Origin of the sequence: Acidovorax sp. NCPPB 3576, assembly GCF_028473605.1 — a bacterium.
Taxonomy (GTDB): domain Bacteria; phylum Pseudomonadota; class Gammaproteobacteria; order Burkholderiales; family Burkholderiaceae_C; genus Paracidovorax.
Genome location: NZ_CP097267.1, coordinates 5,043,193 through 5,066,234, shown reverse-complemented (window position 1 = coordinate 5,066,234; position 23,042 = coordinate 5,043,193). Strand labels below are relative to the sequence as shown.

21 protein-coding genes are annotated in these 23,042 nt (G+C 68.8%); 11 read left to right on the top strand and 10 right to left on the bottom strand.

What is annotated here, in order from left to right; translation table 11 throughout:
- Positions 1 to 83: 83 nt before the first annotated feature.
- Complete coding sequence (locus M5C98_RS23090) at positions 84 to 1,094, top strand: LysR family transcriptional regulator (protein ID WP_272549842.1); 1,011 nt, start codon at positions 84 to 86, stop codon at positions 1,092 to 1,094.
- Between the two features lie 69 nt (positions 1,095 to 1,163).
- Here M5C98_RS23090 and M5C98_RS23085 read toward each other — a convergent pair whose 3' ends face one another.
- Positions 1,164 to 1,703: a GNAT family N-acetyltransferase gene (locus tag M5C98_RS23085; RefSeq protein ID WP_272549840.1), complete on the bottom strand. Its 540-nt coding sequence runs from the start codon at positions 1,701 to 1,703 to the stop codon at positions 1,164 to 1,166.
- A gap of 255 nt (positions 1,704 to 1,958) precedes the next feature.
- Here M5C98_RS23085 and M5C98_RS23080 point away from each other — a divergent pair, with 255 nt between their 5' ends.
- Positions 1,959 to 3,095, top strand: a complete 1,137-nt coding sequence (locus M5C98_RS23080) for a hypothetical protein (protein ID WP_272549839.1) — start codon at positions 1,959 to 1,961, stop codon at positions 3,093 to 3,095.
- A 111-nt stretch (positions 3,096 to 3,206) separates the two neighbouring features.
- On the opposite strand, the gene M5C98_RS23075 is transcribed toward M5C98_RS23080, so the two are convergent.
- On the bottom strand, positions 3,207 to 4,508 hold the full coding sequence (locus M5C98_RS23075) for a Glu/Leu/Phe/Val family dehydrogenase (protein ID WP_272549838.1): 1,302 nt from the start codon (positions 4,506 to 4,508) through the stop codon (positions 3,207 to 3,209).
- A gap of 170 nt (positions 4,509 to 4,678) precedes the next feature.
- The gene (locus M5C98_RS23070) at positions 4,679 to 5,575 is read right to left on the bottom strand and encodes a PPK2 family polyphosphate kinase (protein WP_272549837.1); all 897 of its coding nucleotides are present in this window, start codon (positions 5,573 to 5,575) and stop codon (positions 4,679 to 4,681) included.
- Between the two features lie 121 nt (positions 5,576 to 5,696).
- Here M5C98_RS23070 and M5C98_RS23065 point away from each other — a divergent pair, with 121 nt between their 5' ends.
- Together M5C98_RS23065 and M5C98_RS23060 are read left to right on the top strand one after the other, a co-directional pair.
- The gene (locus tag M5C98_RS23065; RefSeq protein WP_272549836.1) at positions 5,697 to 6,515 is read left to right on the top strand and encodes a fumarylacetoacetate hydrolase family protein; all 819 of its coding nucleotides are present in this window, start codon (positions 5,697 to 5,699) and stop codon (positions 6,513 to 6,515) included.
- Positions 6,516 to 6,652: 137 nt separating this feature from the next.
- Complete coding sequence (locus tag M5C98_RS23060) at positions 6,653 to 7,828, top strand: IS5 family transposase (RefSeq protein WP_272548362.1); 1,176 nt, start codon at positions 6,653 to 6,655, stop codon at positions 7,826 to 7,828.
- Positions 7,829 to 7,986: 158 nt separating this feature from the next.
- Here M5C98_RS23060 and M5C98_RS23055 read toward each other — a convergent pair whose 3' ends face one another.
- Entirely contained in the window at positions 7,987 to 8,934 is a 948-nt protein-coding gene (locus M5C98_RS23055; protein ID WP_272549835.1) for a LysR family transcriptional regulator, read from the bottom strand.
- 147 nt (positions 8,935 to 9,081) lie between these two features.
- On the opposite strand from M5C98_RS23055, the gene M5C98_RS23050 reads away from it, so the two are divergent.
- Positions 9,082 to 9,543: a PACE efflux transporter gene (locus tag M5C98_RS23050; protein WP_272553378.1), complete on the top strand. Its 462-nt coding sequence runs from the start codon at positions 9,082 to 9,084 to the stop codon at positions 9,541 to 9,543.
- A gap of 29 nt (positions 9,544 to 9,572) precedes the next feature.
- Here M5C98_RS23050 and M5C98_RS23045 read toward each other — a convergent pair whose 3' ends face one another.
- The 3 genes from M5C98_RS23045 to M5C98_RS23035 form a co-directional block, all read right to left on the bottom strand.
- Positions 9,573 to 10,259: a hypothetical protein gene (locus tag M5C98_RS23045; protein WP_272549833.1), complete on the bottom strand. Its 687-nt coding sequence runs from the start codon at positions 10,257 to 10,259 to the stop codon at positions 9,573 to 9,575.
- An 85-nt stretch (positions 10,260 to 10,344) separates the two neighbouring features.
- Positions 10,345 to 11,151 carry a DODA-type extradiol aromatic ring-opening family dioxygenase gene (locus tag M5C98_RS23040; RefSeq protein WP_272549832.1) on the bottom strand — a complete coding sequence of 269 codons (807 nt, stop codon included), beginning with the start codon at positions 11,149 to 11,151 and terminating at the stop codon, positions 10,345 to 10,347.
- An 81-nt stretch (positions 11,152 to 11,232) separates the two neighbouring features.
- Complete coding sequence (locus M5C98_RS23035; RefSeq protein WP_272549831.1) at positions 11,233 to 11,676, bottom strand: DoxX family protein; 444 nt, start codon at positions 11,674 to 11,676, stop codon at positions 11,233 to 11,235.
- Between the two features lie 125 nt (positions 11,677 to 11,801).
- On the opposite strand from M5C98_RS23035, the gene M5C98_RS23030 reads away from it, so the two are divergent.
- The gene (locus M5C98_RS23030; RefSeq protein WP_272549829.1) at positions 11,802 to 12,692 is read left to right on the top strand and encodes a LysR family transcriptional regulator; all 891 of its coding nucleotides are present in this window, start codon (positions 11,802 to 11,804) and stop codon (positions 12,690 to 12,692) included.
- Between the two features lie 169 nt (positions 12,693 to 12,861).
- Here the strand turns inward: M5C98_RS23030 and M5C98_RS23025 are convergent, their stop codons facing one another.
- The 3 genes from M5C98_RS23025 to M5C98_RS23015 all read right to left on the bottom strand — a co-directional run bounded on the left by M5C98_RS23025 (position 12,862) and on the right by M5C98_RS23015 (position 17,771).
- Positions 12,862 to 13,335 carry a hypothetical protein gene (locus tag M5C98_RS23025; RefSeq protein WP_272549828.1) on the bottom strand — a complete coding sequence of 158 codons (474 nt, stop codon included), beginning with the start codon at positions 13,333 to 13,335 and terminating at the stop codon, positions 12,862 to 12,864.
- Between the two features lie 97 nt (positions 13,336 to 13,432).
- The gene (locus M5C98_RS23020) at positions 13,433 to 14,350 is read right to left on the bottom strand and encodes a response regulator transcription factor (protein ID WP_272549827.1); all 918 of its coding nucleotides are present in this window, start codon (positions 14,348 to 14,350) and stop codon (positions 13,433 to 13,435) included.
- The gene (locus tag M5C98_RS23015) at positions 14,334 to 17,771 is read right to left on the bottom strand and encodes a hybrid sensor histidine kinase/response regulator (protein WP_272549825.1); all 3,438 of its coding nucleotides are present in this window, start codon (positions 17,769 to 17,771) and stop codon (positions 14,334 to 14,336) included. The genes M5C98_RS23020 and M5C98_RS23015 overlap by 17 nt, the downstream gene beginning before the upstream one ends.
- A gap of 173 nt (positions 17,772 to 17,944) precedes the next feature.
- Here M5C98_RS23015 and urtA point away from each other — a divergent pair, with 173 nt between their 5' ends.
- The 5 genes from urtA to urtE all read left to right on the top strand — a co-directional run bounded on the left by urtA (position 17,945) and on the right by urtE (position 23,031).
- Positions 17,945 to 19,210, top strand: a complete 1,266-nt coding sequence (gene urtA, locus M5C98_RS23010) for an urea ABC transporter substrate-binding protein (RefSeq protein ID WP_272549824.1) — start codon at positions 17,945 to 17,947, stop codon at positions 19,208 to 19,210.
- A 140-nt stretch (positions 19,211 to 19,350) separates the two neighbouring features.
- Positions 19,351 to 20,265 carry an urea ABC transporter permease subunit UrtB gene (gene urtB / locus M5C98_RS23005; RefSeq protein ID WP_272549822.1) on the top strand — a complete coding sequence of 305 codons (915 nt, stop codon included), beginning with the start codon at positions 19,351 to 19,353 and terminating at the stop codon, positions 20,263 to 20,265.
- A 57-nt stretch (positions 20,266 to 20,322) separates the two neighbouring features.
- Positions 20,323 to 21,525, top strand: coding sequence for an urea ABC transporter permease subunit UrtC (gene urtC, locus M5C98_RS23000; protein WP_272549821.1), 1,203 nt, complete (start codon positions 20,323 to 20,325; stop codon positions 21,523 to 21,525).
- A gap of 24 nt (positions 21,526 to 21,549) precedes the next feature.
- Positions 21,550 to 22,293, top strand: a complete 744-nt coding sequence (gene urtD / locus M5C98_RS22995) for an urea ABC transporter ATP-binding protein UrtD (RefSeq protein WP_272549820.1) — start codon at positions 21,550 to 21,552, stop codon at positions 22,291 to 22,293.
- A 48-nt stretch (positions 22,294 to 22,341) separates the two neighbouring features.
- The gene (urtE, locus tag M5C98_RS22990) at positions 22,342 to 23,031 is read left to right on the top strand and encodes an urea ABC transporter ATP-binding subunit UrtE (protein WP_272549819.1); all 690 of its coding nucleotides are present in this window, start codon (positions 22,342 to 22,344) and stop codon (positions 23,029 to 23,031) included.
- Positions 23,032 to 23,042: the final 11 nt, after the last annotated feature.

The following is a 23,042-nucleotide window of genomic DNA, read 5'->3' as shown; positions in this document are numbered from 1 at the left end:
TAGGCACGCCATTGCCATTGCACTAGCCCATAATCGATCGCTTCATACGCAAGCAATGCTTGCCAATCGACGGGGAAAATGCCATGGCCATCAACGAACTGCGGGCAATCGCCACCTTCGCGAAAGCCGCCGAACTCGGCAGCCTGCGCCAGGCCGCCTCGGCGCAGGGCGTCACGCCGCAGGCGGCCAGCCTCGCGCTGGCACAGCTGGAGGCGCACCTGGGCGTGCGGCTGTTCCACCGCACCACGCGCAGCCTCAGCCTGACGGAGGAGGGCCGCCGGTTTCTCGAGGCTGCGCAGCCGGGGCTTGCCACCCTGCAGCGGGCGGTGCATGGCGCGCGGCGCGGGCGCGAGGAGATCGCTGGGCCGCTGCGCATCACCGCGCCGCGTTCGATGATGCTGGAGGTCATCTGGCCCGTGGTGGACGCGTTCTGCCGCCGCTATCCCCAAGTGGAGCCCGACGTGCAGCTGGACGACCGCATCGGCAACTGGGTGGAGGACCGGGTGGATGTGGGCTTTCGCTCCGGCTACCCGCCCGAGGGCGGGGTCGTCGCGCGGCGCCTCATGGCGCTGCAACTGGTGGTGTGCGCCACGCCGCAATACCTGGCGCGCCATGGTGTGCCGCAGCGCATCGAAGACCTGGCCGGGCACCGCTGCAGCGGTTTTCGCCATCCCGCCACGGGCAAGCCCATGCCGTGGGAGTTTCGTGTGGGCGACGAGATCGTGGCCCATGCCATCGCGCCGGCGTTCTGCGTCAACGACATCGAGCTGGAGGCGCGCGCCGTGCTGGGCGGCCACGCGATCGGCCAGTTGGTGGGCACCACCGCCGCGCCGCTGGTGCGCAGCGGCCAATTGGTGCCGGTGCTGACCGATGTGGTCCCGCACCACCTGGGCCTGTATGTGTATTACGGCAGCCGCGCGGCCCAGCCGGCGCGGGTGCGCGCCTTCATCGACCTGGCGGTGGACATGCTGGCGGACAACCCCGCCCTCGGCCTGAGCCCGCAGGAGTTGGCGGGGGCCAGCGCGGCGCACGCGAAGACGCTGAAGAAAAGCCGGAAAGCCGACGCCGCCCGGGCGCCGGCCCGCTCGGTGTGACGCGCAAGGCGGGCCCTGAACCCACGGTGCCGGCGAATCGCCGCGGCGTGTGTCCGTGCAGCGCCCGTGTCAGCCGCGGCGCAGCCGGCACGCCATCAGGGTTTCGTCGTGGTATTGGCCATCGACGCAAAGGTACTCCCGCTCGACGCCGTATGCCACGAAGCCCAGCGCCCGGTACAGCGCCACCGCCGCCGTGTTCGACGCGGTCACCCCCAGGTTGACCTGGCGCACGCCCAGCGGCTCGGCGGCGTATTCCAGGGCATGGCGCAGCAGGCGCCGCCCCACGGACCGGCGCCGCGCTTCGGGCGCCACGTACATGCCCCAGAGGAACGCCTTGTGCGAGAGCTGGCGCATGTCTTCGCGCTTGATGCCCACGGTGGCGACGAGCGTGCCGCCATCGAACGCGCCCAGCACGGCCCGGCCGGGCTCGGGCTGCAGGCGGCGTTCGAAGTCGGCCAGGGGCGTGGCGGCCTCTTCCTCGTAGCTGGACGAGAAGGCCTGCGGGCATTCGCGAAGCCCGCGCAGTCGCAGGGCGGCGAACGGCGCGGCGTCGTCGGGGGTGAGGGGGCGCAACTGCAGGGCGTCAAGGTCGGGGGGCAAGGAGGGCATGGGTCAAGCGGGTGGCCGGGGATGGCATGGATCCGGGCTGTCGCGGCGGCTTCCGAGTGCGGGCGAACGATCCGGTGCGGGGATGCGTTCCGTTATACCAACCTGCGCGGTGGCGGCGGGTTGGCTAACCGCCAGAATCGGTGCACAGTTCCGCGAAGCATCGCCCCACCGCCCCACCGCCCCACCGCCCCACCGCCCCACCGCCCCACCGCCCCACCGCCGACCGACCCCCCAACCCTGACCCCGCCCCACGCCATGTCCGCCTCCATCGATCCGCCCCGCGCTCCGCTCGCCCCGGTGGCGCGCGTGCTGGCCGAAGCGGCGCTGCAGCGGCAGAACACCCTGCTCGGCGTCGATGCCTCGGGGGTGCCCGCTGCGGGCGGTGCCGATGGCGGCACCCCGGTGCCCGGCGCGTTGCCCCTGCCCCCCACGGCGCAGCGCCCGCCCCTGCCCGCGCCGGCCGACCGCGTCAGCATTTCTCCGCAGGCCCGCCAGAGCCTGGAGGGCGCGGCGACCGGGCCGGCGGGCTCGGCATCCGCCGGCCGCGTGGCCGTTCCGGGGCCGGGCGCTCCCGCCACGGCAGCCCCGGCCGCTGGGCTTTCGGGTGCGCCGGCACTCGCATCGAATTCCGGTGCGGCCCCCGTGCAGGGCCTGCCCTGGCCCACCAGCGGCGTCGGCGCCCCGCTGCGCCAGATGCTCGGCGCGCTGCTGCAGCAACTCACGGCGCCCACGGGACGGCCCCAGCAGGTCGCCGTGGCGCAGCCGTGGCCCGCGGCCCTGGCGCAGGGCGCCGCGGACGATCTGCCGCCCCTGCAGACCTGGCTGGCGCGCCAGGGCGTGGTGGAAACGGCCGATGGCCCGCGCGGCTATGCCCTCACGCTGCGGGTGCCGGCGGCGTGGCTGCAGCAGCAACAGCCGTCGGCGGCCGCGGCAGGCGGGGCGCCAGCGTCGGCAGGGGCCGGCCCGGCGGTGCCCGGCGAAGCCTCGCCGCCGCTCGTGTTCGCTGGCCGCCCGCAGGCACTGCAGTCGGGGCTGTTCGCGCTGGTGCTGCAGTCGGGCGAGGGCGCGGCGGCCAGCCGCACCAGCGCGCTGCTGGCGCTGGACTTTGCACCGCTTGCCCAGGCGGCGGCCGTGGTCTATGGGCGCGACATGCTGGCCCTGCAGCGCTCCGACCCCTGGCTGCAGATGGCCGCGCTGCAGGCCAGCGGCTGGCGCCCCGAGGACGACGAGGCCGGGCGCAGCGGGCAGGGCGAGGCGTGCGATACGGCGGGCTGCCCCTATGCGGGCCGGGCGCCCTGCGTGCAGCCCTTTTGCGTGGCGCTGCGGGTGTTCGAGGCCGGTGCGGCGCGACCGGCGGGCGATGCGCCGCAGGGCTCCGGCCCGCCGCCCTGACCGGCGTACGGGCATAAAAAAACCGCCAGGCCCGGTGGGGCGCTGGCGGTCCATTCCAGGGAAGGGCGCCGGCCGGGTAGGCCGGGCGGACCCTCCGCGGGCAAGGGCGGGTCAGGGGTACAGACCGCGCATTTCGCGGGCGTGCAGGATGCGCTGGCACGCCACGATGAAGGTGGCCGTGCGCAGGCTCACTTTGTGTTCTTGCGCCACGTGCCAGATGCCGGCGAAGGCCTCTTGCATGATGCGCACGAGGCGGGCGTTGATCTCGTCTTCGCTCCAGAAGAAGCTGGAGAAATCCTGCACCCATTCGAAGTAGCTCACCGTCACGCCGCCGGCGTTGGCGATCACGTCGGGCAGCACCAGCACGCCCTTGTCGTGCAGGATGTCGTCGGCCTCGGTGGTCGTGGGGCCGTTGGCGCCCTCGATCACGAGCTTGGCCTTGATCTGGCCGGCGTTGTCCTTGGTGATCTGGCCTTCCAGCGCGGCGGGGATGAGGATCTCGCAGTCCACGCCCCAGAAGTCTTCCTTGGCCATGTTTTCAGCGCCGGCGAAGCCGCCCACGCCGCCCGTCTTCTTGACGTGCTCCAGCAGGGCGGGCACGTCCAGGCCACCCTGGTGGAAGATGGTGCCGGTGTGGTCCTGCACGGCCACGACCTTGGCGCCCGCTTCGGCGAACAGCTTGCCGGCGATGCCGCCCACGTTGCCGAAGCCCTGCACCGCGATGCGCGCGCCTTCCAGCGGCAGGCCCGTCAGCTTGGCGGCTTCCACGCCCACGGTGTACACGCCGCGGCCGGTGGCCTCGACGCGGCCGAGCGAGCCGCCCAGGTCCACGGGCTTGCCGGTGACCACGCCGGTGGCGGTGGCGCCGGTGTTCATGGAGTACGTGTCCATCATCCAGGCCATGACCTGGCCGTTGGTGTTCACGTCAGGGGCGGGGATGTCCTTGGAGGGGCCGATGAGCAGGCCGATCTCGCTGGTGTAGCGGCGCGTCAGGCGCTCCAGCTCGCCGCGCGACAGCTTCTTGGGATCGACGCGGATGCCGCCCTTGGCACCGCCGTAGGGCACGTTCACCGCCGCGTTCTTGACCGACATCCAGGCCGACAGGGCCATCACTTCGGACAGCGTGACGTCCTGGTGGAAGCGCACGCCGCCCTTGCCGGGACCGCGGCTCAGGTTGTGCTGAACGCGGTAGCCCTCGAAGTGGGCGATGGTGCCGTTGTCCAGCTCGATCGGCACGTCCACGATCAGGATGCGCTTGGGGCGCTTGAGCGTTTCCACCCAACGCGCCAGGCTGCCCAGGTAAGGGGTGACGCGGTCCACCTGCCGCAGGTAGTTGCCCCACGGGCCGAGGTCGTCGGCCTGGAGGTAGGAAGGCAGCTGGTGCTGGGTGCGGTTGTCGTTGGTGTTCGACATGAGGGGGTTTCCTTGAAGGAGATCAGTTCAGACGCCGGAGCTTATGCCTGCCCCCGGCAACTGTCCAAGGCCGGAGTGTTACGGGTTTATGCGCCTTATGCATAACTTTGGCAATGGGTCGCGGCGCCTTTTTTCAAGGGCCGGCCGATGGATTGCACGCAAAAACCGGCTCACTCCACCTTGAAGCCCGCCAGCGCGGGATCGCCGTCGGGGTAGCGCAGGTCCAGCCGGCCCAGCACCTCGCGCAGCACGGTGGCGATCATCAGGTTGCGGTGGGTCTTGGAGTCGGCCGGCACGATGGTCCACGGGGCCCACGGCGTGTGCGTGGCGCCCAGCAGGGTGGCGTAGGCGCGCTGGTAGTCGTCCCACTGCTTGCGCGCGGCGATGTCGCCCATGTCGAACTTCCAGTGCTTGGCGGGGTCGTCCAGGCGCTCCTGCAGGCGCTTGCGCTGCTCGTCCCGGCTGATGTGCAGCATGAACTTCACCACCACGGTGCCGGTTTCGGCCAGCAGGCGCTCGAAATCGTTGATGTGCGCCAGCCGCTGACGGTGCTGCTCGGGCGTGATCCAGCCGTTCACCACGGGCACCAGCACGTCTTCGTAGTGGCTGCGGTTGAACACGGTCAGCTCGCCCGCGCCGGGCACCTGCTGGTGGATGCGCCAGAGGTAGTCGTGGGCGCGTTCGGTGTCGGTGGGGGCCTTCCAGCCCACGGCGTGCACGCCCAGGGCGCTCATGCGGCCGAACACCCCGCGCACCGTGCCGTCCTTGCCGGAGGTGTCGGTGCCTTGCAGGACCACCAGGAGCTTGTAGCGCTTGTCGGCGTACAGCAGGTCCTGCAGGGTATCGAGTTCGAGGGCCAGGGCCTCGACCCGCGCCTTGTCGCTGGCCTTGTCGCCCTGCGAGAAGGGCTTGGCCGCGGGGTCGAAGCGGGCCAGGTCCACGGCGCCGGCCCGGCCGCCGTCCTGGGCCTTGCCGGCCTTGTCCGCGCCGGCGGGCGACGGCTGCCACTGCGTCAGGCGCTGGGTGATCTCGTTGGGCGTAAGAGCGGCGGGGGCTTTGGCTGCCATGGCGTGTCCTGGTCGGGTGGGGGTGACGAAGGCCCTAGTGTCGCGCGGGCCGGCCCCGGCTGCCCAGCCGGACGCCGGGCCGCACAATCCGGCCCTGCCCCCTGAACGAGAAAGCCCAGCCATGCCCGTTGACCCCGCCGTGAATTCCGCCGATTCCTCCACCCCGGTCGCCGGGATTGCCGCGGTCGCCCAGGCCCTGCTGCAGGCCCGCGCCACCGCCGTGCCCGCCGACGCGCAGCCGCTGGCGGCGGCCCTGCCGGATGCCGGCGCCGCCTACGCCGTGCAGAACGCCGTGGCGCATGCGCTGGGCTGGTGGTCCACCGGGGTGCCCCGGTACTGGAAGTCCGGCGGCGCGGACCGGGCCACCGTGCTCACCCACGCGCCGCTGCCCGAGGCCGGCGTGTGGACGCACCCGGCCCACGCGCAGGCCTGGCCGCTGGCGCAGCGCGGCATCGAGGCGGAAATCGCCCTGCGGCTGGGCCAGGAAGTGGATGCGGACACCGCTGCCGCATTGGCCGACGGCGAGGGCGCGCACCTGATCGATGCGATGGCCGTGTCGATCGAGATCGTGGAAACGCGCTGGGCCCAGGACGGCGCGGTGGCCGGGCTGCTCACGCTGGCCGACCAGCAGTCGCACGGCGCCCTGGTGCTGGGCGACTGGGTGGCGTTCGATGCCGGCGCGCCGCCCGACTGGGCGCAGCAGCGCTTCACAGTGCGCATCACGGGCCAGGACGCGGTGGAGCGCCAGGGCACGCATTCGCTGGGCGACCCCGCGTGGCTGCTGGCCGCGTGGCTGCGCCATGCCACGCAGCACTTCGGCACCCTGCCGGCCGGCACCGTGGTCAGCACCGGCAACTGGGCCGGCCGGCTGAACGCCCGCCTGGGCGATGCGGTGGAAGTGGCGTTCGACGGCATCGGCGCCGCGAGCGTGCAGCTGTAGCCGGCGCCTCGGAGTGTAGCGCTATTAAATAAATAGCAATACGCCCTAGCAGGCTGAAGAAATACCCCCGCTCAGCCAGCCCGGCAACCCAACCCCGGTAAGCTCACCAGTCCCTCCCATCTCCATTGCCTGACCCCATGCGCGGCGCCGACACCTTCACCGAGAGCCTGTTTTCCGTTCGCAAGCTCGACGACTTTGTCCCAGCCTCGCATCCCCTGCGTCCCATCCGCAAGATGGTCAACGCAGCCTTGGCCAAGATGGATGCCCTGTTCTCGCGCATGTACGAAGCAGACATCAAAGGCGGGCGCCCCAGCATCGCCCCCGAGAAGCTGCTGCGCGCCATGCTGCTGCAAGTGCTGTACAGCGTGCGCTCGGAGCGCCAGTTGATGGAGCAGGTGCAGTACAACCTCTTGTTTCGCTGGTTCATAGGCCTGTCCATGGACGACGAGGTCTGGGTACCCAGCGTGTTCACCAAGAATCGTGAGCGCCTGATCGAGCACGACGCCGTGATCGAGTTCTTCAACGAAGTGCTCAAGATCGCCGACAAGAAGCACTGGCTCTCGGGCGAGCACTTCAGTGTGGACGGCACGCTCATCCAGGCCTGGGCGGGCCACAAGAGCTTCGCGCGCAAAGGCGACGATGACGCGAGCGGTGATGGTCGTGATGGCAATAGTGACAACACAGATGATGGCCATGGTGCAGATGCCAAAGCCAACAGCGATGGCGGCAACTTCAAGGGCCAGCGGCGCAGCAACGACACCCACGAATCCACAACCGATGCCGATGCCCGGCTGTACCGCAAAGGCAATACCGCCAGCGAACTGCGCTACATGGGGCACACCCTGAGCGACAACCGCCACGGGCTGGTGGCCAATGCGGTAGTCACGCTGGCCGATGGCTACGCAGAACGGGAAGCAGCCAAGGCCATGATCAACGACGCCAGGCAGGCGCAGGCCGATCCCATGCGAACCATCACGCTGGGGGCAGACAAAGGCTATGACGCATGCGAATTCATTGAAGCGTGCCAGGCCATGAACGTCACGCCCCACGTGGCCCAGAACAAGTCAGGCAGAAACTCGGCCGTGCCCGAAGCCATTGCGCAAAGCGAAGGCTACGCGGTATCGCAACAAAAGAGAAAGCTCATCGAGCAAGGCTTTGGCTGGGCCAAGACCGTGGGCGGCATGAGGCAGGTGATGGTGCGAGGAATCAAGCGCGTGGACCAGATGTTCGTGCTGACGATGGCGGGCTACAACCTGGTGCGCATGCGCACGCTGGGGCAATGGGGACAGGTGCGTGCGCAGGCAGTGCATTGAGGGAAAACGGGTGCAAAGGTGGCCCCAACATGCGCAAGAACGCCTGATTGGCCGCTCGGATCCCGGGATGTGAAAGCCAGCGAGCCCGCCGACGACCGCAGGCCAGGACTGGCTTGGAATCTGGGGAGTATTTCTTCAGCCTGCTAGTGGAATATGCGCTAGGGCCTGTTTTGGTTCAAAGGCCGCGCGGCCTGCCCGTCGATCAGCTCCACGAAGCGCCGCGCGCCCAGGCCCAGCGGGCGCTCCTTGGACCACACCACGTCCACCCACAGCGCGACGCCGTTGCTCAGGTTCTCGAACGGCATCTCCACCAGCGAGCCCGCCGCGATGCGCGGCTGCACCAGCGCGCGCGGCTGCCAGCCCCAGCCCAGGCCGGCCTCGATCAGGCCCAGCGCGGCCAGGTGGTTGTCGGTGCGCCAGTGGTGGCGCGCGAACACGAAGCGCGGATCGGTCTGCGCCAGGTCGCGGCTGGCCACGACGATCTGGCGCGTGGTGGTCAGGTGCTCCTCGCGCAGCAGGGCGGCGGCGGGGGGGGCGCCGCGCTCTGCGGCTGCGGCCTGCGCGGCGGCCAGCACGGGGTGGCCCGGCGCCATCACGGCGACCAGGGTTTCGCTGCCCACCTCCTGGAAGCCCTCGCGCCCGTCCATGCTGGGCCGCTCGAACACCAGCGCCAGCTGCGCGCGCCCGGCGTGCAGCAGCGCCAGCGCATCGGCCTGCGGCGCGGCCAGCACCTCGACCTGCAGCAGCGGGTGCTCCTCGGCCAGCGCCGCCAGTGGGCTGCGCCAATGGGCGGCCAGCAGCTCGGGGGCGATGGCCAGGGTCAGGCGCTCCTCCAGCCCCTGGGTGAGTGCGAGCGCCTGCGCGTTCAGCTGCTTGAGCTGCGCCGCCAGCAGCCGCGCCTGGGGCTCCAGCGCGCGGGCGGCGGCGGTGGGGCGGGGCTCGCGTCCGGTGCGGTCGAACAGCGGCACGGCCAGCTCGGCTTCGAGGTGGGCGATGGTCATGCTCACGGCCGAGGGAACGCGCGACAGCGCCCGCGCCGCGGCCGAGAAAGAACCCTGGTCCAGCACGGCCAGAAAGACCTGCACGCTGTCGGAAGAAAAAGCCATGGGCGCCAGTATCTATCAGTAAAACTGAAACAAGCTGACTTTATGTATCAGCTCAGTGCACATAAAGTCGCGGCCATGTCACTGCCCAACGCTTCCATCGCCGGTTCTTCTTCCGCTTGCGCGCCCTCCACCCATCGCCCCACGGGCTTGCAGGGCGTTGCGCGCCGCGTGCTGTATGTCACGCTGTACGAACTCATTGCCATCGCGGCCGCCACGGTGGCGCTGGCCTGGCTCACCGGGCAGGGACCGGGGCATTCCAGCGTGGTGGCCGTGGCGGCCTCGGCCATCGCGGTGGTGTGGAACCTGGTGTTCAACTGGGCGTTCGAGCGCTGGGAGGCTCGCCAGCCCGTGCGCGGGCGCAGCACGGCGCGCCGCATCGCCCACGCGATCGGGTTCGAGGGCGGCCTGGTCTTCACGCTGGTGCCGCTGTTCGCCTGGTGGTTCGAGGTCAGCCTGTGGCAGGCCTTCGTGATGGACCTGGGGCTGATCGCCTTCTTCCTTTGCTACACCTTCGTCTTCAACTGGGGCTTCGACCGCATCTTCGGCCTGCCGGCCTCGGCCCAGGCGGGCGGGGCCGCGGCCGGCAACGCGGCGCAGACCCCTCGGTAGCGTCTGGTCAGTAACGTTCGCTCGTTGCGTCAGTAGGGCAGCGCGAACCCGTTGCGCCCGGCGTTGATGCGCGTCGCCGTGGGCTGGCCGTTCACCTCCTGCGCGGTGAGCGACACGCTGGCGCCGGGCACCAGCAGGCTGCGGTCGCCCGCGCGGAAGGTCACTACCGGGGCGCCGGGCGGCACGGTGACGGTCTTCTCTCCACCCTGGTATTTGAGCCGCAGCGTGCGGCCCTTGCCGGCGTCGGCCGCATCGGTCACGTCCGCCACATCGGCCACGGTGGCGTTGGTCATGGTGCTTTGCGGCTGCAGGTCGAATGGACGGTGGCCCTCGCCGGTGCCGCGGGCGGATTCGGGAAACACCGTGACCGCGATGGCGCGCTGCGTGCCGTCCGCCTGGGGCAGGGCGGCCGTGCCGATGAAGCTGCCGGGCCGGATGTCTTTCAGCGCGATCGGGTAGACCTCCTGCACCACCAGCGTGGGCGGCAGGGCCAGCGCGACCGTCTGCCCGCCGCGTTCTTTCACGGTGAGCGTGGTGGCGGTGGCCGCCTCGACCGTGCCGCGCAGGCGCACCGTCGGCGAAGGCGAAGCGGGGGCCTGCGCGGTGGCGGCGCCGGCGCCCACCAGCAGCGTGGCCGCCACGAAGAGCGATAGCCGGGAAACCGGGGCGCGCTTGGGGCGCGGAGGCAGAAACGCGGGGCGGTGGGACAGCGTCATGGGACAGGCCGGCAGTGGAGGAGAAACCATGATGCCCGAAGCGGCTGAAAGCCGTGGGCCGTGGCCGCGCCGCCCCTGCGCTGCCTCACACCGCCGAGCCGAACCGGTAGCTCGATACCGTCACCCCGCCGTACACGCCCTCTTCGTTGTACACGCACAGGGCAGGCTCGGTCTCGGCGGCTCCCACGGCCACCATCAGCGGAATCAGGTGGTCTTCGCGCGGGTGGGCGGTGCGGGCGAAGGGCGCGTCTTCCCACGCGATCAGCCGCTCGACCCGCGTGGCCGGGTCGGAGTACGCCAGCGTGTCCTGCAGCCAGCGGTCGAAGGCCATCGATGGCGCCAGCCCGGCCTGGCCGAAGCGGCGCAGGTTGTGATAGCTCAGCCCGCTGCCGACGATCAGCACGTTCTCATGGCGCAGCGGCGCCAGCGCACGGCCGAGCGCCAGATGCTGGGCCGGGTCCAGATCGCGTTGCAGCGACACCTGCAGCACCGGCACGTCGGCAGCCGGGTACATCACCTCCAGCGGCGAAAAGGTGCCGTGGTCGAAGCCCCGCTCGGCGTCGAGCCGGCTCGGCAGCCCCGCAGCCTCGATGAGCCCGGCGATGCGCTCGGCCAGGGCCGGCGCACCCGGGGCGCGGTATTGCACCTCGTACGTGTGGGGCGGAAAGCCGGAGTAGTCGTACACCATGGGCGGCTGGGGGTTCGACATCACCGCGAAGGCGTCGTCCTCCCAATGGCCGGACACCACCAGCACCGCCTGCGGGCGGGTTTCGATCTGGCGCGGAATGTCTTCGAGCGATCGCTCCAGCGCCTGCATCGCACGGCGCATCTCGGGCACATAGGGCCAGGGGCCGCCGCCGTGGGACAGGAAATAAGTGGGCAAGGAAGTCATGGTCTGGCCTTGTGAAAAAGGGGGCACGGATCGGGCAGAGGGCGCACAGGCAGGTCTGCCAAGGCTAAGGCATGCGGGGTTTCAAGCCGAACCGCGCGGGCGGACCGGCGCGCGCCGGGCGCGGCCCCACAGCACGAAGGCGCACAGCGCCAGCAGCAAGAGGTTGAGCGGCACCACCATGGCCTCGCCACGGCTCAGGTGAAAGGCGATGGCAAGCCCCTGCAGCACCACGCAGCACAGGGCGGCCAGCACCGTCAGCCGGGGCAGGATGCGCGTCAGCGCGGGCAGCAGGATGCCCAGGCCGCCCGCGATGTTGATCAGGCCGATGGACCGCACGAAGGCGACGGAATATTGCCCCGTCCACGGCATCATCGCGCTCAGTTCGGGGATGGGCGTGGTCAGCTTCACGACGCCGGAAGCGCAGAACACCGCCGCGACCAGCACCTGGGCGACCCAGAGGCCGATGCGCAGCGCCCGGCCCGCGGGCGGGTTGGAGGCATTGGACGAAAAAGGGGTGGCAGGCATGGCGGGTCTCCGAAGGGGCCACAGAGCGTGGCGATGAAAAGGATGGGACTGGACGCAATTTAAGATTTCCCCCAAAGGAAATCGATGGCGTTAGAGTGATGGCATCCTTTCCTCTTTTGGCAACCATGACCCCTGCGGACCTTGAATTGACCGGCCTGCGCGTGTTCCAGGCGATCGTCGAAGCCGGCAGCTTCAGCGCCGCCGCGGATCGCCTGGGCATGGCGCCGCCCATGGTCAGCAAGCACATCGCCCGGCTGGAGCGCACCCTGGGCGCGCGCCTGCTGCACCGCACGAGCCGCAGCATGAGCCTGACGGAGGCGGGCACCGCGTTCTACGAGCAGGGCCGGCAGGCGCTGGAGCTGCTCGACGCCGCGGCGGCTTCCGTGGGCCAGGGCCAGAGCCGGCCGCGCGGCGAGTTGCGGATCAGTGCGCCCGTGTGGTGCGCCACCCCGCGGTTCGCCGGGCTGCTGGCCGAGTACCGGCGGGCTTTTCCCGAGGTGCGGCTGGACCTGCACCTGGACAACCGCATGGTGGACATCGTCTCGGAAGGCTTCGACGTCGCGCTGCGCATGACCGCCGAGCCCGCGCCCCAGTTGATCGCACGGCCGTTGTGCCCCATCGTCTTCCACCTGGTCGTGGCGCCCGGCGCAATGCCGGTGCCCTTGGTCGGCGTCGCATCGCAGCCGGTTCCGATGGTGGTGCCCAACTACCTGCAACTGGAGCGCCTCAAGCACGGCCTGAACGAAGGCACGCGATGGCGCATGGATGCGGTGATGAAGTCGAGCGACACCACGCTGAGCTACCACGCCGTCGTGGCCGGCATGGGCGCGGCCTTTCTGCCCGGATGGCTGGTGGAGCACGACCTGGCCAGTGGCCGGCTGGCGAAGCTGCCGGGCAATGCGGACTTCGAGGGCACGCTGCATGCCGTCTATGCCAGCCGGCGGCAGATGCCGCTCAAGCTGCGCAGCTTCATTGATTTTCTGGCGGAGCGGTTGGGTTACCGACCGGCCGAGTGATCAGAAGCGAAGAAGAGCTTGGCGTCGAAGCGGATTAGATAACGTACAAGCTACTACATGCCGTTTGGCTAGGAAATATCGTATTAAGAGTTGACTCAAGGTTTTGCGTCAAATCAACGTGTCAACGTGTCAGCGTGTTTAATCGCGGCTGGCTTGATGATGCTGAATGCTATCTTTTGACAATATGAAGGATTAAATCCGGATGGGTCTCTCTGTCTGGACCCCATATGGTGACGTGCTCAGTTCCAATTGACGAATCTGCAATCAACAGCCTTCGCGCAATTAAGACAAGGTGAAACGGCGATTTCGCATCTGGCTGGTTTTGAAGTAGTTTTGATAGCTCTATAGCCAATTCCGGTGGGAGCCAAAGTGAGGCTTGGAGGGAAAGCTTGTTGAGCTTTGTTCTCTGCTCTCTCGTAACCGTTTCACCGAAAGGCGTGGCAAGCGACTCACCGAGCAGTTCTGCAACCAACTCAATCTTTTGCTGCTGATTTAACTGGCGCTGAAATAGCTCAAATTGCTTTTTGTATTCATGCTCTATTGACGCCTTCACGCGCGTCTCGAACCATGTTTTAGCGAGAACGGCGACCAGTCCTGTTGTCGTGCCAGAGGCGAGGATTGCTGTGATGATTACTTCAAGCATACTGATTCCGTGACATTTGGCGCAGTGTGAAGTGCAGCAGCTTACAGTCCATATCTGAAGCTTGCGACCACTGGGTGCCCTGCGGCAGACTTCACAATTAATCCTGCAGCAGTTGCCCCGCCAGCGCCGCCGCCGCGGTGCGGGTTTCCACGCCAAGCTTTTCGAAGATGTGCTCCAGGTGCTTGTTCACCGTGCGCGGGCTCATGCCCAAAATATCAGCGATGTCGCGGTTGGTCTTGCCCTTGGCAAGCCACGACAGCACCTCGGTTTCGCGCGGGGTCAGCGCCACGGGCGGCAACCGCGGCGCGGCGGCGCCTGCGGCCGGGCCTTGGCTGAGCAGCAGCATCGACTCGGCCAGGCCGCTCGCGCCCAGGTGGCGGGCCTGCAGCTGGCGGCCGTCGGGCAGGGGCGTGCTGCCTTCGCCCTGCCGCTGGGCCTGCGCCAGCCAGCGCGCGGGGTCGCTCGCAGGGGTGTCGCGGTGCCCGCCGAAGGCGGCCTCCAGCCAGCGCGTGGCCTGCGGCGAGCGCCAGGCGATGCGGTCCTGGCCGTCGAGCACGACCACGCCCAGGCCCGCCACGTCCACGGCCTCGCGCGCCAGCCGGGCGGCCTGCGCGTTGGCCACGTGGGTGGCCAGGCGGGCCAGCACCTCGAGAATGCGCAGGGGCTTGACCACATAGTCCACGCCGCCGCTGGCAAAGCCGCGCAGGATCTGCTCGGTCTCCGACAGCCCGGTCATGAAGACGATGGGCACGTGCGCCCACGGCGGCGTGGCCTTGATGCGGCGGCACAGCGCGAAGCCGTCGGTGCCGGGCATCACCGCATCGAGCAGCACGCCGTCGGGCACGGTCACCTCGAAGCGCTCGATGGCCTCTTCGGCATCGCGCGCGGCCAGCACGGCATAGCCTTCGCCCGCCAGCGCATCGCACAGCATGCGCAGGGTGTCCAGCGCATCGTCCACCACCAGGATGACGCGGCGCGGGGCGGCGGCCGGCGCGCTGTCAGGGGAGTTCGTCATGTTCGGGTTCTCGCAGTAGGTGGGCCAGGGCATCGAAGTCGAAGCGGTCTGCGCAGGCCTGCAACTGCGCCAGCGCGGCGGCATGGCCGGGCAGGCCGTCGCGTGCGCTGCGCAGCCGCTCGCGCACGGCGGCGGCCTGCCCCTGCCGCGCCAGACGGTTCAGGTCTTCGCGCAGGTCGGCGGGCAGGGTGTGGGGCGGCGGCGCGGGGCTGGCGGGGGGCGATCCCGGCGTGGCAGGGGCCTTGGCCGGCGTGTTGTCGTGCACCCATTCCAGCTGCAGCGCCGCCTGCAGGGCCTGCAGCAGCTCCGATTCGATGATGGGCTTGCCCACGAAACCCTGGCACTGGGCGGCGGCCAGCCGCGCGGGCTCGTTGTCGAACTGGTTGGCCGAGACGAAGACGATCGGCAGCGCCGCTGCCGGGCGCAGCGCCCGCAGCAGGGCGGCCGTCTGCCAGCCGTCGAGGTCGTCCATGGTGATGTCCAGCAGTACGAGGTCGGGGGGCGCCTGCCGCACGATCTCCAGGCACTCGCGGCCGCTGGCGGCCTCGCGCACGGTGAACCCCAGCGGCACCAGCAGCCCGGCCAGCAGTTGGCGCTGCAGCGGCTGGTCGTCCACCACCAGCAGCGTGCGGCGCGGCGCGATGTGGCCGATGACGGGCCGCAGGGCCACGGCGTGCGTGGGGCGCCAGGCGGGGTCGGGGGAGATGCCGGGCAGGTACAGCCGCACGGTGAAGGTGCTGCCCTGCCCGTGCCGGCTGGCCACGGTGAGCTGGCCGCCCATGAGTTCGGTGAGCAGGTGCGTGATGGTGAGGCCCAGGCCGGTGCCCGCCTCGCTCGCGCGGCGCCCGGCGCTGCCGCGCTCAAACGGCAGGAAGATGCGCTCCAGGTCCTGCGGCTCGATGCCGATGCCGGTGTCGATCACCTCGATGCGCGAGACGTGCGGGCGAAAGTCCAGCCGCAGGCGCACTTCGCCCTGCTGGGTGAACCGCACGGCGTTGGACAGCAGGTTGATGAGGATCTGGCGCAGCCGCTTTCCGTCGGCGCGGATCCAGTCGGGCATGGTGCCCAGCGTCTCCACCACGAAGGCCAGGCCCCGGGCCTCGGCCTGCGGGCGCAGCATGCCTTCGACGTTGCGGATCAGCTCGGCCAGCGGCAGCGGCGCCAGGTCCAGCCGCAGCCGGCCCGCCTCGATGCGGGCCAGCTCGAGCGAGCCGTCGATCAGCGCGTGCATGTGCTGGCCGCTGTGCTGCATGGTGGACAGCGTCTCGCGCATCCAGCCGTCGGTCTCGGGGTTCTTGAGCAGGATCTGCGTGTAGCCGAGGATGCTGTTGAGCGGCGAGCGCAGCTCGTGCGTCATGCCGGCCACGTAGCGTGTCTTGGCCATGCTCGCGGATTCGGCCCGGTCCTTGGCGGCCTGCAGCTCGGCGTCGGTGCGCTTGTGGGCTTCGATCTCCTGCAGCAGCAGTTGCGTCTGCCGCTCGGACTCGTCCTGCGCCATGCGCCGGCTGTCGGTGCTGAGCACCACCCACCAGGCGCACACGGCCGCCAGCAGGGACAGCAGGGCGAACACCTTCAGGAACGGGGTGCGCAGGAACTGCGCCGGTGTCTCCAGCCCCTCCTGCACATAGACCACGCCCACCAGAAACGCCATGACCGCGCACAGCGACACCAGCACCATCAGGTACTGGCCGAGGCGGAAGTTCACGCGGGCGGCCCAGGTGCGCGGCAGCAGCAGCGCGGCCACCGCGCGCAATTGGTCGGCCGCGCGCGAGCCGGTCTTGCAGCGGTCGTGGCAGCGCGATTCGAGCGAGCAGCACAGCGAGCAGATGGGCGCGCCGTAGGCCGGGCAGCGGGCCATGTCCTCGGACTCGAACGGGTTCTCGCACACCGCGCAGCGCACGGACTCTCCGGGCTTCCACAGCGTGTCCGGCATGCGGGCCAGGTAGTAGCGCCCGCCGGTGGCCCAGGCCAGCAGCGGCGACAGCGCCATCGACAGCGCCAGCGCGATGAAGGGCGAGAAGGCCGCCGCATAGTCGCCCAGCAGGCCGGCGTAGGCGCAGCAGGCCACGGCGGCCGCCAGCACCATGGCCCCCAGGCCCACGGGGTTGAAGTCGTACAGGTGCGCGCGCCGGAACTCGATGCCCCGGGGCGACAGGCCCAGCGGCTTGTTGATGACGAGGTCGGCCACCAGCGCGCCCACCCAGGCGATGGCCACGTTGCTGTACACGGCCAGCACCTTCTCCAGCGCGCCGAACACGCCCAGCGTCATCAGGAGCGTGGCGATGCCCACGTTGAACACCAGCCACACCACGCGCCCCGGGTGGCTGCGCGTGATGCGGGCGAAGAAATTGGACCAGGCGAGCGAGCCCGCGTAGGCATTGGTCACGTTGATCTTCACCTGCGAGACCACGACGAACACCACCGTGACCGCCACCGCCAGGCCCGGCAGCCCCAGCGCCTGCATGACCTGCTGAAAGCCCGCCAGGAACATCTGCGTGGGCTCGGCCGCGCGGTGCGTGCCCACCTCGAACTGCAGCGCGGCGAAGGCGAGGAACGCGCCGCCCGCCATCTTGAGCATGCCCATCACGATCCAGCCCGGGCCGGCCACCAGCACCGCGCCCCACCAGCGCCAGCGGTTGGCGGCGGTGCGCTCGGGCAGAAAGCGCAGGATGTCCACCTGCTCGCCGATCTGCACCACCAGGGAGAAGATCACCGCCGCCGCGGCACCAAACATGAGCGGATCGAACTGGCTGCTGCCGCTCCGGAGGCCCGACAGCCCCGCGAAGTCGCGGTACAGCTGCGGCTGCGCGAGCGCGATCCACACGAAGGGCAGCAGCAGCAGGAAGAGCCACAGCGGCTGCGTCCACGCCTGCAGCCGGGAGATGAGCGTGATGCCGCGCATGGCCAGCGGCAGGATGACGAGGGACGACAGCACATAGCACCACTGCAGCGGCCAGTCCACCACCATCTGCAGTGCCAGCGCCATGATGGCGGCCTCCAGCGCGAAGAAGATGAAGGTGAACACCGCGTAGATCAGCGAGGTGATGGTGGAGCCCAGGTAGCCGAAGCCCGCGCCACGCGTGAGCAGGTCCATGTCCAGCCCGTAGCGCGCCGCGCAGTAGGCGATCGGCAGGCCGGTGAGAAAGATCAGCACGCCCACCGCCAGGATGGCCCACATTGCATTGGCGAAGCCGTAGTTGAGCGCGATGGCGCCGCCGATGGCCTCGAGCGCCAGGAACGACAGCGAGCCGAACGCGGTGTTGGCCACGCGCCATTCGCTCCAGCGCCGAAAGCCCTTGGGCGTGTAGCGCAGCGCGTAGTCCTCCATCGTCTCGTCGGCCACCCAGGCGTTGTATTCGCGGCGGAACCGAAAGATCGTCTGCGGCGCGGTCTGGGGGGTGGGCGGTGCGATCGGGGCCATGCCGGGGCTGCATGCAAGAAACGTTCTTGTCCGCGCCGCATGCCGGGGCCGGGTGGGCGGCTACGTCAATTGACGTATGGGCGCGCAGCAGGGTTGTCCCTAATCTTGGCCCCAGCGCGGAACCACCGACGCCGTCCAACCACCCCGTATTGCCTGTTGCAAGGAGCGCTCCCATGAAGCACCCCCTCGATCCGAATGTCTCCCCCCTCCTGGCCGCGGATGCGGGCCGCCGCCGGCTGCTGCAGGCCATGGGGGCTGCCTCGGTGGCGGGCCTGCCCGCGTGGTCCTTCGCGCAGCCCACGGCGCAGGTCAACACCACCAAGCTGGCGGTGACGGACACGGAGGTCACCGTGGGCCAGCTGCATTCGGCGACCGGCACCATGGCCATCTCGGAGACGGGATCGATCCAGGCCGAGCAGCTCGCCATCGACCAGATCAACGCCATGGGCGGCGTGCTGGGGCGCAAGATCAAGGTCATCAAGGAAGACGGCGCCTCCGATTGGCCCACCTTCGCCGAAAAATCGAAGAAGCTGCTCATCAATGACCACTGCGCCGCCGTGTTCGGCTGCTGGACCAGCGCATCGCGCAAGGCCGTGCTGCCCGTGTTCGAGAAGGAAAACGGCCTGCTGTACTACCCCACGTTCTACGAGGGCCTGGAGCAGTCCAAGAACGTGATCTACACCGGCCAGGAGGCCACGCAGCAGATCCTGTACAGCCTGGAATGGGCCAAGACCGAGAAGAAGGCCAAGACCTTCTTCCTGATCGGATCGGACTACATCTGGCCGCGCACCTCGATGAAGATCGCGCGCAAGCACGTGGAGAACTTCCAGAAGGGCAAGGTCGTGGGCGAGGAGTACTACCCGCTGGGCAGCACCAACTTCGGCTCGCTCATGAACAAGATCAAGGTGCAAAAGCCCGACTGCCTGTTCGTCGCCGTGGTGGGCGGCTCCAACGTGGCGTTCTACAAGGCGCTCAAGGCCGCGGGCATCACGGGCGACAAGCAGCTGCTGGTGACGCTGTCGGTCACCGAGGACGAGATGACCGGCGTGGGTGGCGAGAACTTCGCGGGTTTCTATTCGTCGATGAAGTACTTCCAGTCGCTGGACAACGAGAACAACAAGAAGTTCGTGGCCGCCTTCAAGGCCAAGTACGGCCCCAATGCGGTGATCGGCGACGTCACGCAGGCGGGCTACCTGGGCCCGTGGCTGTGGAAGGCCGCGGTCGAGAAGGCCAAGAGCTTCGACGTGGACAAGGTGGTGGCCGCATCGCCGGGCATCGAGCTGAAAACCGCGCCCGAGGGCTACGTGAAGGTGGACGCCAACCACCACCTGTGGAGCAAGTCGCGCATCGCGCAGGGGCTGCCGGACGCCACTTTCAAGGTGGTGGCCGAGTCGCCCGAGCTCATCAAGCCCGATCCGTTCCCCAAGGGGTACCAGTAATCACCCCCTGACCCCCCCCCCTCTCTCGCTGCGCGGGAGGGGGCGGACAGAGGCTGCGCCGGTGAGTCTGCCCCACGCTTGGCGCGGGCCGCCGCATGGATCACTTTCCCCTTGATGGGCTTGCACGCAGGAGCTGCACCATGACTTTCTCCGAAATGATGAACATCGGCCTGATGCAGGGCTTCGCCGGCCTGAGCCTGTTCGCCGTGCTGCTGCTCATGGGCCTGGGGCTGGCGATCATCTTCGGCCAGATGGGCGTCATCAACATGGCGCACGGCGAGTTCATGACCATCGGCGCCTACACCATCTACCTGGGCTCCACGCTGGCGTCCACGCATGCGCCGCAGTGGATGCCGTTCTATTTCCCGCTGGCCATCGCCGCGGCCTTCGGCTTCGCGTTCATCGCGGGTTGGCTGGTGGAATGGGGCCTGATCCGCCACCTGTACAAGCGCCCGCTGGACACGCTGCTGGCCACCTGGGGCATCAGCCTGGGGCTGCAGCAGTGCTTTCGCACCTTCATCGGCCCCAAGGAAGTGAGCCCGACCCTGCCCGACTGGCTGCTCGGATCGTGGGCGCCCTCCGAGGGGCTCGATATTCCCATCAACGGCCTGTTCGTGCTGGCCCTCACGCTGGTGGTGACTGCCGGGGTGCTGCTCGCGCTGCACCGAAGCCGCTGGGGCCTGCGGGTGCGCGCCACGGTCAGCAACCGGGTGATGGCCAACGCCATCGGCATCGATACGCAAAAGACCGACCGCCTCACCTTCGCCATCGGCTGCGGCATCGCGGGCGTGGCGGGCGCCGCGTTCACCACCATCGGCTCCACAGGGCCCACGTCGGGCTCGCTCTACATCGTGGATGCGTTCCTCGTCGTTACCTTCGGCGGCGCGGCGAGCCTGCTGGGCACGGTGGTGTCGGCCTTCGGCATCGCGCAGACGCAATCGATCACCGAGTTCTTCCTGGCCGGCTCCATGGCCAAGGTGATCACGCTGTCGCTGATCGTGCTGATCCTGATGGTGCGGCCGCAGGGCCTGTTCGCCTCCAAGGTGCGCCGCTGAGCGCGCGCCCATCGCTTTCATCGCTTTGTCCACACGCTGCACCCCTCGGAGTCGCCCATGAATGCCCTCAAAGCCTGGATCTTGCGCTACCAGCTGGCCAGCCTGGTGCTGCTCACGGTGCTACTGGCCGTGGTGCTGCCGCTCGCGCTCGACATCTTTCGGCTGAACCTGGTGGGCAAGTACCTCACCTATGCCTTCGTGGCCATCGGCCTGGTGATGGTGTGGGGCTATGGCGGCGTGCTCAGCCTGGGGCAGGGCGTGTTCTTCGGTCTGGGCGGCTATGCCATGGCGATGTTCCTCAAGCTCGAAGCCTCCGACCCCGTCAGCACCAAGATCCAGTCCACGCCCGGCATTCCCGACTTTATGGACTGGAACCAGATCACCGAGCTGCCCGCGTTCTGGGTGCCTTTCAAGAGCCTGCCGTTCGCGCTGGCCGCCGTGATCGTGGTGCCCACGCTGCTGGCCTGGATCGTGAGCTTCGCCATGTTCAAGCGCCGCGTGGGCGGGGTGTACTTCGCCATCATCACGCAGGCGGTGGCGCTGATCTGCACGGTGCTCATCATCGGCCAGCAGGGCTACACGGGCGGCGTGAACGGCATGACCGACCTGAAGACCCTTTGGGGATGGGACACGCGCACCGACAGCGCCAAATACATCCTGTACTACGTGTGCGTGGCGCTCCTGGTGCTGTCCATCGTGCTGTGCCGATTCGTCCAGACCAGCAAGCTGGGCACGCTGCTGCTGGCCATGCGCGACAAGGAAGACCGCGTGCGCTTCTCGGGCTACGACGTGGCCAATTTCAAGGTGTTCACCTTCTGCCTGGCCGCGGCGCTTGCGGGTATCGGCGGTGCGCTGTTCACGCTGCAGGTGGGGTTCATGTCGCCGAGCTTCGTGGGCATCGTGCCGTCCATCGAGATGGTGATCTACGCCGCCGTGGGCGGGCGCATGAGTCTGGTGGGCGCGGTGTACGGCACGCTGCTGGTGAACGCGGGCAAGACGTACTTCTCGGAGAGCTTTCCCGACCTGTGGCTGTTCCTCATGGCGGGGCTGTTCATTGGCGTGACCATGGCCTTCCCGCTGGGGCTGGCCGGCCTGTGGGAAAGCCGCATCGTGCCCTGGTGGAAGGGCCGCCGCGAGGCCCTGCGCCAGGCGGCGGTGCCCGCGCCGCAAGCCGCCGCCGCGCGCAGCGCCGCGCCCGATACCGAGCCGGCGGCGCGCGAGCCCGGCCTGCCCGAAGGCACCCGCCGCCAGAGCGCCTGAGCGCACGCACCCGGAGCCCCTCCCATGAGCAACACCGACTTCGCCCTGGCCGTGGAAGACCTGACCGTCTCGTTCGACGGCTTCAAGGCCATCGACACCCTCACGCTGTACGTGGACAGGAACGAGCTGCGCGTGATCATCGGCCCCAACGGCGCGGGCAAGACCACGCTGCTGGACCTGATCTGCGGCAAGACGCGCGCCACCAGCGGCAGCATCAAATTCAAGAACGAGGAGCTGACGCGCATGGCCGAGCACAAGCGCGTGCGCCTGGGCATCGGCCGCAAGTTCCAGACGCCGTCCATCTACGAGAACCTGTCGGTCTTCCAGAACCTGGAGGTGTCCTATCCCACCGGGCGCACCGTGTTCGGCGCGCTGGCGTTTCGCTGCACCAGCGCGGTGAAGCAGCGGGTGCAGGACGTGGCCGACGACATCGGCCTGGGCGGGCTGCTCGCCACCGAGGCCGGCCTGCTCTCGCACGGCCAGAAGCAGTGGCTGGAGATCGGCATGCTGCTGATGCAGGAGCCCGAGTTGCTGATGCTGGACGAGCCCATCGCCGGCATGAGCGCGCGCGAGCGCGAGCTCACGGCCGAACTGCTGCAGCGCATCTGCAAGAACCGCGCGGTGATCGTGATCGAGCACGACATGGAGTTCGTCAAGCGCATCGCGCACAAGGTCACCGTCATGCACCAGGGAAAGATCCTGGCCGAGGGATCGATGGACAAGGTCCAGAACGACCCCAAGGTGATCGACGTGTACCTCGGCCACTGAGACGCATCGCTGTCCTTTGCCCATGCCATGAGTTTTCTGGAGCCTCCCATGCTGAAAGTCACCGACCTGCACGTCGCCTATGGGCAGAGCGAAGCGCTGCACGGCATCTCGTTCGAGGGCCGCGCCAACGAAACCGTGGCCATCATGGGCCGCAACGGCATGGGAAAGACCACGCTGTTCAAGAGCCTGATGGGCGTGATGCCGGTCAAGAGCGGGCACATCACCGTGGCCGGCCAGGAGGTGACGCGGGACGAGAGTTTTCGGCGTGTGGCCAAAGGCATCGCCTACGTGCCGCAGGGCCGCATGATCTTTCCCACCCTGACGGTGGAGGAGAACATCCAGACCGGCCTGGAGAACTCGAAGACCCGCCAGATCCCCGAGGAGATCTATGCGCTGTTCCCGGTGCTGTGGGACATGCGCCGGCGCAAGGGCGGCAACCTCTCGGGCGGGCAGCAGCAGCAGCTGGCCATCGCCCGTGCGCTGGTGACCGATCCCAAGGTGCTGCTGCTGGACGAGCCCACCGAGGGCATCCAGCCTTCGATCATCAAGGACATCGCCCGCGCCCTCAACGAGATCCGCAAGCTGCGCCAGATCACCATCGTGGTGAGCGAGCAGGTGCTCTCGTTCGCCATGGATGTGGCCGACCGCCTCTTCGTGATCGAAGGCGGCCGCCTGGTGCATGAAACCGCCCGCGCGGACACCGACCAGCAGCGCATCAAGGCCTACCTGTCCGTGTGACCGGCCACGGT